Source organism: Paraburkholderia sp. NMBU_R16 (assembly GCF_013282575.1).
Classification (GTDB): domain Bacteria; phylum Pseudomonadota; class Gammaproteobacteria; order Burkholderiales; family Burkholderiaceae; genus Trinickia.
Genome location: NZ_JAAAYE010000003.1, coordinates 165,036 through 176,285, shown reverse-complemented (window position 1 = coordinate 176,285; position 11,250 = coordinate 165,036). Strand labels below are relative to the sequence as shown.

10 protein-coding genes are annotated in these 11,250 nt (G+C 64.7%); 8 read left to right on the top strand and 2 right to left on the bottom strand.

Annotated features, from left to right (window positions below; genetic code table 11):
* Nucleotides 1–6: 6 nt before the first annotated feature.
* The 4 genes from lptE to GWC77_RS02605 all read left to right on the top strand — a co-directional run bounded on the left by lptE (nt 7) and on the right by GWC77_RS02605 (nt 3,573).
* A complete protein-coding gene (gene lptE, locus GWC77_RS02620) occupies nt 7–558 on the top strand; it encodes an LPS assembly lipoprotein LptE (RefSeq protein ID WP_173255299.1) in 552 nt (183 codons plus the stop codon).
* Nucleotides 559–589: 31 nt separating this feature from the next.
* Nucleotides 590–1,684 (top strand): DNA polymerase III subunit delta, encoded by a 1,095-nt coding sequence (holA, locus tag GWC77_RS02615; protein ID WP_173255298.1) that lies wholly within the window; start codon nt 590–592, stop codon nt 1,682–1,684.
* A gap of 162 nt (nt 1,685–1,846) precedes the next feature.
* On the top strand, nt 1,847–3,133 hold the full coding sequence (locus GWC77_RS02610) for a glutamate-5-semialdehyde dehydrogenase (RefSeq protein ID WP_173255297.1): 1,287 nt from the start codon (nt 1,847–1,849) through the stop codon (nt 3,131–3,133).
* Nucleotides 3,134–3,156: 23 nt separating this feature from the next.
* Entirely contained in the window at nt 3,157–3,573 is a 417-nt protein-coding gene (locus GWC77_RS02605; RefSeq protein ID WP_173255296.1) for a CopD family protein, read from the top strand.
* Nucleotides 3,574–3,605: 32 nt separating this feature from the next.
* Here GWC77_RS02605 and GWC77_RS02600 read toward each other — a convergent pair whose 3' ends face one another.
* A complete protein-coding gene (locus GWC77_RS02600; RefSeq protein WP_173255295.1) occupies nt 3,606–4,448 on the bottom strand; it encodes a MurR/RpiR family transcriptional regulator in 843 nt (280 codons plus the stop codon).
* A gap of 284 nt (nt 4,449–4,732) precedes the next feature.
* Here GWC77_RS02600 and edd point away from each other — a divergent pair, with 284 nt between their 5' ends.
* From edd to GWC77_RS02580, 4 genes are all read left to right on the top strand, one after another.
* On the top strand, nt 4,733–6,625 hold the full coding sequence (gene edd, locus GWC77_RS02595) for a phosphogluconate dehydratase (protein ID WP_173255294.1): 1,893 nt from the start codon (nt 4,733–4,735) through the stop codon (nt 6,623–6,625).
* A gap of 9 nt (nt 6,626–6,634) precedes the next feature.
* Nucleotides 6,635–7,270 carry a bifunctional 4-hydroxy-2-oxoglutarate aldolase/2-dehydro-3-deoxy-phosphogluconate aldolase gene (eda, locus tag GWC77_RS02590; RefSeq protein ID WP_173255293.1) on the top strand — a complete coding sequence of 212 codons (636 nt, stop codon included), beginning with the start codon at nt 6,635–6,637 and terminating at the stop codon, nt 7,268–7,270.
* A 138-nt stretch (nt 7,271–7,408) separates the two neighbouring features.
* Complete coding sequence (locus GWC77_RS02585) at nt 7,409–8,794, top strand: gluconate:H+ symporter (RefSeq protein WP_173255292.1); 1,386 nt, start codon at nt 7,409–7,411, stop codon at nt 8,792–8,794.
* A gap of 49 nt (nt 8,795–8,843) precedes the next feature.
* Nucleotides 8,844–9,356 carry a gluconokinase gene (locus tag GWC77_RS02580; RefSeq protein WP_173255291.1) on the top strand — a complete coding sequence of 171 codons (513 nt, stop codon included), beginning with the start codon at nt 8,844–8,846 and terminating at the stop codon, nt 9,354–9,356.
* A gap of 369 nt (nt 9,357–9,725) precedes the next feature.
* Here the strand turns inward: GWC77_RS02580 and purB are convergent, their stop codons facing one another.
* Nucleotides 9,726–11,114 carry an adenylosuccinate lyase gene (gene purB / locus GWC77_RS02575; RefSeq protein WP_173255334.1) on the bottom strand — a complete coding sequence of 463 codons (1,389 nt, stop codon included), beginning with the start codon at nt 11,112–11,114 and terminating at the stop codon, nt 9,726–9,728.
* Nucleotides 11,115–11,250: the final 136 nt, after the last annotated feature.

Here is an 11,250-nt window from a genome sequence, read left to right as displayed (position 1 = left end):
GCCAATGTGATTCGCCGATCATTTCTCGCCTTCCTGACGGTCACGACGATGCTGAGCGCATGCGGCTTTCAGCTGCGTGGGCAGCAGAACTACGCGTTCAAACGGCTCGCCGTCTCGGGCGGGACGCCTGTCGTCGCCGCGCGGCTCACGCGCATGGTGCAAGGCGGCAGCGATACCGTCATCGTCCACTCGCCGGCGAATGCGGACGCCATCCTGTCGATCTCGGAAAGTCGCGGGCAATCGACGTTGACGCTCAATACGCAGGGCGTGGCCGAGGAGTATCTGCTGACCTACTCGATGACCTACTCGCTCGTCGGCGCGGACGGCGCGCTACTGATCCCACCGAGCGTCATCGCGCTGAACCGCGCGATGACGTACAGCCCTAGGTACACGACGGCGAAACAGCAGGAGTCGGAGTTGCTTTTCGCGGACATGCAAAACGATGCCGTCGATCAGCTCACGCGCCGTCTCGGTGCCGTGCGCTCGCTGCACCCGGCGCCGAGCGAGCAGGCGCCGGCCGTCGCGCCGCGCGCGCCGCTGCCGCCGCCGCCGCTTTGATCGCGGCGCTGCCAAGTCCGGAGCACACTGCATGCAGCTACGACTCGACGCGCTCGAACCGCATCTGACCAAGGGGCTCGCGTCGCTCTACGTCGTCTTTGGCGACGAGCACCTGCTCGTGCAGGAGGCGAGCGATCGCATCCGTGCCGCGGCGCGCGCGGCGGGTTTCACCGAACGCTCCGTGTTCACCGTCGAGCGCAGCTTCGATTGGAGCTCGCTCATTGGGGCGAGCCAGTCGATGTCGCTCTTCGGCGATCGCCAACTCGTCGAGTTGCGTATTCCTTCTGGCAAGCCGGGCAAGGAGGGCGCCGACGCGCTGAAGACGCTGGCCGCGGCCGGCAACCCCGATGTTCTGATGCTCGTCACATTGCCGCGTCTGGATGCCGCGACGCAAAAGGCCGCGTGGTTTTCGGCCCTGGAGCAGGCCGGCGTCGCGCTGCGTATCGACCCGGTCGATCGCGCGCAATTGCCGAACTGGGTGGCCCAGCGTCTCGGGCAGCAAGGCCAGCGCGTGCCGCCCGGAGAGCAAGGGCGGCGAGCACTGCAGTTCATCGCCGAGCGCGTGGAGGGCAATTTGCTTGCCGCGCATCAAGAGATTCAGAAGCTCGGGTTGCTTTATCCGGCGGGTACGCTGACATTCGAACAGGTGCACGACGCGGTGCTCAACGTCGCCCGTTACGACGTCTTCAAGCTCAACGAGGCGATGCTCGCGGGCGATGTCGGCCGGCTCGCACGGATGCTGGACGGCCTGAAGGGCGAGGGCGAAGCGGCGGTCCTCGTGCTTTGGGCGCTCACCGAAGAGCTGCGCACGCTGCTGCGTATCAAGCGCGGCACGGCGGCGGGCAAGCCGCTTGCGACGCTGTTGCGCGAGAACCGCGTCTGGGGGCCGCGCGAGCGTCTGGTCGGTCCTGCGCTAGGAAGGTTGACCGAAGGCGTGCTCGAACAAGGGCTGGCGCTGGCCGCGCAACTCGACAGGCAGGTGAAGGGCCTGACGGCCGGCATGCCGGGCGGGCGCTGGCGCGACGCGTTGCCGCCCGATCCTTGGGACGGCCTTTTCGAGCTCGCCGCGCTCGTTGCCGCGCCGGGCAAGCGCCGCACCGCAGACGCGCCGGGCAAGGCCGCGTGAGCGGCCGGCAACGGCGCCGGGTGCCGCGCTCGCGGCGCCTGTAGCCGGTTGCGCTTACAATCGGTGCATCGCGGCTCGTCATGCCGCTATCGCCACCCTTACCCTAATCACCCTGAAGCATCCGCATGGCGCGCACGGCGCGCACGATCGACGAGAAGCAAGATGAATATCGATGAATACATGACCGGCGTCGGCCGGCGCGCCCGCCAAGCATCGCGGGCGATGGCGCGTGCCTCGAGCGCGGCGAAAAACGAGGCACTCGAGGCGATTGCCTGCGCCATCGAGCGCGAGGTGCCGGCACTGAAAGCCGCCAATGCGGGCGACGTCGCGCGCGCGCGGGACAAGGGGCTCGATGCCGCGTTCGTCGATCGGCTGACGCTGTCCGACAAGGCGATCGCGACGATGATCGAAGGGCTGCGCCAGGTCGCCGCGCTGCCGGATCCCATCGGCGAAATCGATGGTCTCAAGTACCGGCCGAGCGGCATCCAGGTTGGGCGGATGCGTGTGCCGCTGGGTGTCGTCGGCATCATCTACGAATCGCGGCCGAATGTGACGATCGACGCAGCGGCGCTCTGCCTGAAGTCGGGTAACGCGACGATTCTGCGCGGCGGCTCCGAAGCGCTCGCGTCGAACTCGGCGCTTGCAGTGTTGATCGGCGAAGGCCTCGCCGCGGCGGGCTTGCCGCGCGATGCGGTCCAAGTCGTCGAGACGGCCGATCGCGCGGCCGTCGGCAAACTCGTCACGATGACGGAGTTCGTCGACGTGATCGTGCCGCGTGGGGGCAAGAGCCTCATCGCGCGCCTGATCGAGGAAGCGCGCGTGCCGATGATCAAGCACCTGGACGGCATTTGCCACGTCTATGTCGACGATCGCGCCGATATTGCCAAGGCGCTCGCCGTGTGCGACAACGCGAAGACGCACCGCTACGGTACCTGCAACACCATGGAGACGCTGCTGGTCGCGCGCGGCGTCGCGCAGGTCGTGCTGCCGCCGCTCGCGCGCCTTTACCGTGACAAAGGCGTCGAGCTACGCGTCGATGCGGCCGCGCGCGCGGCGCTCGAAGCCGCCTGCGGCAGCGATGCCGCGGCGTTCGCGCTCGTCGATGCGACCGAAGCCGACTGGCGCACCGAGTATCTTGCACCCGTGTTGGCAATCAAGGTCGTCGATGGAATCGATGCGGCCATCGAGCACATCAACACCTACGGCTCTGCCCACACCGATGCCATCGTGACCGAGGACCACGACCGCGCCATGCGCTTTTTGCGCGAGGTCGATTCGGCGAGCGTGATGGTCAACGCCTCGACGCGGTTTGCCGACGGTTTCGAGTACGGGCTCGGCGCGGAGATCGGCATCTCCAACGACAAACTCCATGCTCGCGGGCCGGTCGGTCTCGAGGGGCTCACATCGTTGAAATACGTCGTGCTCGGTCATGGAGAAATAAGGCAGTAAGAACGAACCATAGAACGATAACCATGCTCTGGATCAAGACGTTTCATATCGTCCTCATTGCATCCTGGTTTGCCGGCCTTTTCTATCTGCCGCGGATTTTCGTCAATCTGGCCATGGAAACCGAGCCGGCCGCTCAGCGCCGGTTGCTGACAATGGCGCGCAAGCTCTATCGATTCATGACTTTCATTGCCGTACCCGCACTCGCGTGCGGTCTATGGCTTTGGCTCGTCGTGGGTATCGGGCAGGGGCAAGGATGGCTTCACGCGAAGCTCGGGGTGGTCGTGCTGCTCGTTCTTTACCACGCCTATTGCGGCCGCTTGCTGCACGTGTTCGAGCGCGGCGAGAACCGCCGCTCGCATCGCTGGTATCGCTTCTTCAACGAACTGCCCGTGCTGGGATTGTTGGCGGCCGTGGCGCTCGTCGTCGTCAAACCGTTCTGACGGCTCTTCATCGACGCTGATGACCCTTGATGTCAGGCGTCGACTTCGATGCGGCGGCGCGTCAGCGTCGCTTTCGCTCGCGCCAGCTTATCGACGAGTTCCGCGCCGCGCGTGAGCGCCACACCGACGGCAAGAATGTCGCCGATCGCAAGATGCGACATGCGCGAAGTCATCGGAGAAAAAATATCCGTTTCCTCGGCAACGTTCGCCGATAAGCTCACCGTCGCCAGTCGCGCCAGCGGCGAGTGACTGTGCGTGATGGCAACGACGCTCGCGCCGCAGCCGAGCGCCGATTGCGCGGCATCGACGATATCGCGTGTGCGCCCGGTGTTCGATATCGCCACCACCACATCCCCCTTGTTCAGCAACGCGGCCGACATCGAATACGTGTGCGGATCCGCATAGGCCACGCTCGGAATGCCGAGCCGGAAGAACTTGTGCTGGATGTCCTGGGCGGCGATGCCTGAGCCGCCCGCCCCATAGAACTCGATGCGCGAGGCCCGGCCGAGCAGCTCGACCGCCTTTGCGACGCTCGCGGCCGAGAGACTGTTGCGGACTTCGATCAGTGCGCCGATCGTTCTATCGAATATCTTCGCGATGATGCCGGGCGCCGGCTCGTCGTGGCGGACGTCGCGGTAGACCGAAGGCACGCTTTGCGCGATGCTTTGAGCGAGGCGGATCTTGAACTCGCGAAAGCCGCCGCAGCCGAGCGCATGGCAAAAGCGCGCGATCGTCGGCTGGCTCACGCCGGCTCGCTTGGCGAGCTCGGTCATCGCGAGGTCGAGCACCTCGCGCGGCGTGTCGAGCACGTAGTCGGCCAATTTGCGTTCGGAGGGGCGCAGTTGCATGCGCATTGCTTCAATTCGGGCGAGCATGGCAGTCGGGCCGCGCAGGCGCGGCGGGCAAGCGGTTGACGGCGAATAGTATCGCGGTTTGTGTGTAGAAAATCTACACGAAGATCGCGCTGACGATGTCTGCGGGCGCTTAATTCATCGCTGTGCCACGACCGTTGCTCGCGGATAGGCATTGAAGTCATGTAGTTTTTCTACTAAACTGGCTGCGCTCAAAACGATTCAGCCCATCAGGCGGCCCTGCGCCGCTGCATCGCCTCACATGCAAGGCGCCGCGAGCGCCGTATTCCGGTAAGGAGCGTTTCTCCATGGTTTCGCCGCATTCCACGCTGATTCAAGTAACCAAGCGCATCGTCGAACGCAGCCGGGCGACGCGCGAGGCCTATCTAGCGCGTATCGACGCCGCGCAAGGCCGGTTTCCCGCGCGCGGTGTCTTGTCCTGTGCCAATCTGGCGCACGGATTCGCCGGCCTCGAAGGTAACGACAAGCTCGCCATCAAGGCGCAACGCGTGCCGAACGTCGGGATCGTCTCGTCGTACAACGAGATGCTGTCGGCGCATGCGCCGTACAGGGACTTTCCCGACATCATCAAGCGCGCCGCGCGCGAGAACGGCGGCGTCGCGCAATTCGCGGGTGGGGTGCCGGCTATGTGCGACGGCATCACGCAGGGCAATCCCGGCATGGAGCTGTCGCTTTTTTCGCGCGAAGTCATCGCGATGTCGACGGCTGTCGCGCTGACGCACAACATGTTCGACGCGGCCCTGTGTCTCGGCATCTGCGACAAGATCGTGCCAGGCCTCTTGATCGGCGCCTTGCAGTTCGGCCATCTGCCAACGATCTTCGTGCCGGCCGGGCCGATGACGAGCGGCTTGTCGAACGATGACAAAGCGAAGATCCGGCAGCAGTTCGCGACGGGCCAGGTGGGGCGCGAGGCGCTGCTCGAAGCCGAGTCGGCCGCGTATCACGGGCACGGGACCTGCACGTTCTTCGGCACCGCCAACAGTAATCAGTTGCTGATAGAGGTCATGGGGCTGCATTTGCCCGGCGCGGCATTCGTGCATCCGCATACAGCGTTGCGCGACGCGTTGACGGCTGCCGCCGCACGTCGCGTGCTCGATCTCACCGTGGAACGCGGCAATTACACGCCGATCGGCCACGTGATCGACGAAAAGGCGATCGTCAACGGCATCGTGGCCTTGCTCGCCACGGGCGGCTCGACGAACCATACGCTGCACCTCGTCGCCATCGCGCGCGCGGCGGGCATTCTGATCGACTGGGACGACTTCGACACCCTGTCGCAAGCGGTGCCGCTGCTTGCGAAGATCTATCCGAACGGCAAGGCCGACGTGAATCACTATCATGCGGCAGGCGGCATGGCATTCCTCGTGCGCAATCTGCTCGAGGGCGGCTTGCTGCACGACGATGTGAACACCGTCGCGGGCAAGGGGCTCGCGCATTACACGCAGGAGCCGCGTCTGGTCGAGGGCGAACTCGCCTGGGTACCCGGTGCCGAGACCACCGGCGATGCCAGCGTATTGCGGCCGATCGGCGAGCCGTTCCAGCCCGACGGTGGCCTGCGCCTCATGCAGGGAAAACTCGGCCGTGGCGTCATCAAGATTTCCGCCGTCGCGCGCGAGCATCGGAGCGTGCGCGCACCGGCGATCGTCTTCGAATCGCAGGAGGCGGTGCAAGAAGCGTTCGACAACGGCGAGCTCAAGCGTGACTTCGTCGCTGTCGTCCGTTTCCAGGGTGCGCGGGCGAACGGCATGCCGGAGCTTCATCGCCTCACGCCATTGCTCGGCGTACTGCAGGATCAGGGCTTTCATGTCGCATTGGTGACCGACGGCCGGATGTCGGGCGCATCGGGCAAGGTGCCCGCCGTCATCCATGTCTCGCCCGAGGCACTGCTTGCTGGACCGCTGGGCAAGGTTCGCACCGGCGACATCGTCACGATCGACGCCGAGCGTGGCGTGCTCGATGTCGAAGTCGACGAGGCCGAATGGGCCGCGCGCGCCGTCGATGCGCCGAAGCATCAGGCCGAAAACGAAGTCGGCTTCGGCCGCGAATTGTTCGGCGTCTTTCGCGCGGCCGCGTTGCCGGCGGAAATGGGCGCCTCCGTGTTCGGCCCACTCGTCCCACAGGGACTTCCGTTGGTCGTCGGAGAGCAGGCCGAACGACATATTCATGCCATCGAGCGATAAGGAGTGCAGATGAAAAAGATCGAAGACATCGTCCGGCTCGGCCCGGTCATTCCGGTGCTGGCGTTCGAGTCCGTCGAGCAGGGCGAGCACGTGTCGCGCGCGCTCCATGCGGGCGGCGTCAAGGTGCTCGAAATCACGTTGCGCACACCGGCCGGGCTGCAGGCGATCGAGCGGGCGAGCCAGCTTGCGCCCGATATCGTCGTCGGCGTCGGTACCATTACCGAGCCCGGGCAGTGCGCGCTGGCCAAGAAAGCGGGGGCGCAATTCGGCGTGTCCCCGGGGCTGACGAAGGACATGCATAAGGCTGCTCAGGATGCCGGACTGCCGCTCCTGCCCGGCGTCATGACGCCCACCGACATCCTGCTCGCGCTCGAACTCGGCTATGAGATCGTGAAGTTCTTCCCCGCGCAGCAAGCGGGTGGCGTGGCGATGCTGCAAGCGTTCCATGGTCCGTTCCCGGCGCTCAAATTCTGCCCGACGGGCGGCATCACCGCCGAGACGGCGCCGAATTTCCTCGCGTTGCCGAACGTCGTCTGCGTCGGCGGTTCCTGGTTGACGCCGAAGGCGGCGCTGGCGGCTCACAACTGGGAGGAAGTCACGCGCCTCGCGCGCGGTGCCTCGGAGCTGGCCGCGCATCAACATTGACACTGCCCTAGCGCGGGAAGCCGCGCTTATCTGAGCCGTTCTATCGCCGCGCCGTCTGTCCGCCTACAATGCAGCGACGGCGCGGCGCATCGCGCCCGGTCACTTACCTTCATTGCACGACAAGCCAAGGAGGGTTTCATGGGATCGGTCCACGGCGGCCTGTTGCTCCTTTACGCGGTGATCGCGATTGCAGTTCTCATCATTCTGATCACCCGCTTCAAGCTGTACCCGTTCATCGTTCTGATCCTCGTCTCGCTTGCTTTGGGCATGGCGGCGGGCATGCCGATGGACAAGATCGTCAAATCGTTCGAGGCGGGCAACGGCGGCACGCTCGGCCACATCGCGATCGTCGTGGGTTTGGGCACGATGCTCGGCAAGATGATGGCGGAGTCCGGCGGGGCCGAGCAGATCGCCACCACGCTCATTCGCTGGTTCGGAGAAAAGAACATCCATTGGGCGATGCTGTTCGTCGCCATCATCGTCGGTTTGCCGGTCTTCTTCGAAGTCGGCTTCGTGCTGCTGATTCCAATCGCTTTCAACGTCGCGCGGCGGACCGGTAAATCGCTGCTGCTGATCGGCTTGCCGATGGTGGCGGGGTTGTCCGTCGTGCACGGACTCATCCCGCCGCACCCGGCGGCACTGCTCGCGGTGCAGGCGTACGGCGCGGATATCGGCAAGACCGTGGCATATGGGCTCATCGTCGGCGTGCCGACCGCGCTCGTCGCCGGTCCGATTTTTGCGCTGCTCATCTATCGCCACGTCAAACTGCCCGATACGAATCCGCTCGCCGCGCAATTCGTCGAATCCGACGACGCAAGGGTGGCCGGCGCGGGCACGGCTGCGGCGCGGCGCGATTTACCGAGCTTCGGGATTACACTTTTCACGATTTTGCTGCCGGTCTTGCTGATGCTGGTAGGGAGTTGGGCCGATCTCGCCTTCGCGCCGAAGACACTGCCGAACGACTTGCTGCGGTTCGTCGGCAATGCGGACGTGGCGCTGCTCATCGCGGTGCTCGTCAGCTTCTGGACGTTCGGCGCGCTGCGCGGTTTTACACGTGCGCAGATCCAAAAGTTTTGCGGCGATTGTCTTGCACCGATCGCCGGCATTACATTGATCGTCGGTGCGGGCGGAGGCTTTGGCGGCGTCTTGCGCGATAGCGGCATTTCGCAGCAGATCGTCGCGCTCGCCACGCAGGCGCATCTCTCGCCGCTGTTGTTCGGCTGGTTCGCCGCGGCCCTGATCCGGCTCGCAACCGGCTCTGCCACTGTGGCGATGACGACCGCTTGCGGCATCGTCGCACCGGTGGCCGCGGCCGGTGTGATGCACGTGCGTCCCGAGTTGCTCGTGCTGGCGACGGGCTCGGGCTCGCTGATCTTCTCGCATGTGAACGATGGGGGGTTCTGGCTGATCAAAGAGTATTTCGGCATGACGGTCGGGCAGACCTTCAAGACCTGGTCTTTGTGCGAGACGATCATCTCGCTGCTCGGCCTTGCGCTCACCTACGCGTTGGGCGCTGTTCTTTGATGCACTTTCCGGCCCTTTGGGGCCCATGGGTGCCGCAGCGGGAGGCGCAATGATTTTGATCGTGATGGGGGTATCGGGCGCTGGCAAGACGCTCATCGGCGAGCTGCTGGCCGAGCGGCTCGGCTGCGGTTTCATCGACGGGGATACGTTTCACAGCGCGGCGAACAAGGACAAGATGGCGCACGGCATCCCGTTGACCGACGACGACCGTTGGCCGTGGCTGGCTTCGATACGCGAGGCGATCCTCGAGGAAGAGAACGAGGGTGAGACGGCCGTGTTCGGCTGCTCTTCGCTCAAGCGCGAGTACCGCGACGTGCTGCGCGGCGGCGTACCGCCGGACGGCCGCGTGCATTTCATCTATTTGAAGGGGTCGTTCGCCGTGCTGCACGAGCGGCTCGGCGCGCGTTCCGGGCATTTCTTCGATCCGGCGCTGTTACAGAGCCAGCTCGATACGCTCGAGGAGCCGGGCGAGGATGAGGCGATCACGGTCGGCATCGAACAGACACCCGAGGCGATCGTCGACGAGGTGCTCGCGCGGTTGAAGACGATCGGCGCGTCATAGGGTCTGTTTACATATGGAACGCACGTGCGTTGCCACGAGAACGACCGCTCGCGAGGCGCGCGACGCTGCGAATACTAGACGTATTCGCAAGGAGCGCAACGCGGCGAGCGGCCGTTCTCGTGGCAACCCCAAACTGAAAATTCATTCCAGGGGAATGCCCGAAATCGCCCGCATGGCGGCGTCGATCGTCGCTTGTTTGGCTCGGCCAAACGGCGCTCCTCACTCCTTGCCCTGCGAGCGATTTCGGGCATTCGCACGTGCGTTCCATATGTAAACAGACCCTAGACCCGGGCCGCTACGAGAGGCGTCGCCGCAAGCGCCACGCGGTCGGGGCGTGGAGCGGCAACGCGGGCAACGGGGGAACCCCGGTCACGCGATTCGTTTCGCCAGTTCCACGGCCTTGCCCGTGTACGATGCCGGGGTCATGGCCGCGAGGCGTGCCTTCGCATCTTCGGGAATCGCGAGTTGAGCGATGAACTGCTGCAACGCCTCACGCGTGATGCCCTTGCCGCGTGTCAGCTCCTTCAATTGCTCGTACGGGTTTTCGATACCGTACCGCCGCATCACCGTTTGCACGGGCTCGGCGAGCACTTCCCAGCAGTTGTCGAGATCTTCGTTCAGGCGCTGCGGATTTACTTCGAGTTTATCGAGGCCGCGAATCAGCGCGTCATAGGCGAGCAGCGAATAGCCGAGCGCGACGCCCATGTTGCGCAGCACCGTCGAGTCGGTCAGATCGCGCTGCCAGCGCGACACGGGCAGCTTGTCGGCGAGGTGGCGCAGCGTCGCATTGGCGAATCCGAGGTTGCCTTCGGAGTTTTCGAAGTCGATCGGATTGACCTTGTGCGGCATCGTCGACGAGCCGATTTCACCCGCTTTCGTTTTCTGCTTGAAGTAGCCGAGCGAGATATAGCCCCAGACATCGCGATCGAGGTCGAGCAGGATCGTGTTGGCGCGCGCGATGGCGTCGAAGAGTTCCGCCATGTAATCGTGCGGTTCGATCTGAATGGTGTAGGGATTGAACGTCAGCTTCAACCGCTTTTCGACCACCTCGCGCGAGAACGCTTCCCAGTCGAACTCGGGATACGCCGACAAATGCGCGTTGTAATTGCCCACCGCGCCATTCATCTTGCCGAGAATCCGCACCTCCGCGATCCGCTCGATCGCGCGGGCCAGACGCGCGGCCACGTTGGCGATTTCCTTGCCGAGCGTCGTCGGGCTCGCGGGCTGGCCGTGCGTGCGTGAGAGCATCGGTTGCTCGGCATGCGCGCGCGCCAACGCGACGAGCCGGCTTTCGACCGAGCGCAGCGCGGGCAGGATCACGTGCTCGCGTGCGCCGGCGAGCATGAGCCCGTGGGACGTATTGTTGATGTCCTCCGACGTGCAGGCGAAATGAATGAATTCGCTCGCGCGCTCGAGTTCGGCCTGACCTTTGACCGATTCCTTGAGCCAGTACTCGACCGCCTTCACATCGTGATTCGTGACGCGCTCGATCTCTTTGATCCGCGCGGCATCGTGCGCCGAAAAGCGTTCGACGAGCTGGAGCAGGAACCGCTCCGATTCGCCCGAAAAGCGTGGCACTTCGGCGAAGCCCGCGTGCGAGAGCGCGATCAGCCAATGCACTTCGACGGTGACGCGGTGGCGCATGAAAGCGGCTTCGGACAGCCAATCGCGCAGGGCTTCTGTCTTGGCGGCGTAGCGGCCGTCGAGCGGTGAGAGTGCGGTGAGGGCAAAAAGGGTATCGGCGCGGGTATCGGACATGATGGGGCGACGGAGCGCAGCAAGCGCCCGTACATAAGCGGCAAGGGAATCGCGCATTTTACCATCGAGCGGGGGCGTCGCCGCCGAGCGGGACCCGCCGCTCGTGTATCTGGCTGCCGGTGGCTGCGTCACCAAA

Excerpts from the sequence above, each read along its gene's own strand:
- holA (WP_173255298.1), top strand. The coding sequence starts at position 590 with ATGCAGCTACGACTCGACGCGCTCGAACCGCATCTGACCAAGGGGCTC.
- GWC77_RS02610 (WP_173255297.1), top strand. The coding sequence starts at position 1,847 with ATGAATATCGATGAATACATGACCGGCGTCGGCCGGCGCGCCCGCCAA.
- GWC77_RS02605 (WP_173255296.1), top strand. The coding sequence starts at position 3,157 with ATGCTCTGGATCAAGACGTTTCATATCGTCCTCATTGCATCCTGGTTT.
- GWC77_RS02600 (WP_173255295.1), bottom strand. The coding sequence starts at position 4,448 with ATGCTCGCCCGAATTGAAGCAATGCGCATGCAACTGCGCCCCTCCGAA.
- edd (WP_173255294.1), top strand. The coding sequence starts at position 4,733 with ATGGTTTCGCCGCATTCCACGCTGATTCAAGTAACCAAGCGCATCGTC.
- eda (WP_173255293.1), top strand. The coding sequence starts at position 6,635 with ATGAAAAAGATCGAAGACATCGTCCGGCTCGGCCCGGTCATTCCGGTG.
- GWC77_RS02585 (WP_173255292.1), top strand. The coding sequence starts at position 7,409 with ATGGGATCGGTCCACGGCGGCCTGTTGCTCCTTTACGCGGTGATCGCG.
- GWC77_RS02580 (WP_173255291.1), top strand. The coding sequence starts at position 8,844 with ATGATTTTGATCGTGATGGGGGTATCGGGCGCTGGCAAGACGCTCATC.
- purB (WP_173255334.1), bottom strand. The coding sequence starts at position 11,114 with ATGTCCGATACCCGCGCCGATACCCTTTTTGCCCTCACCGCACTCTCA.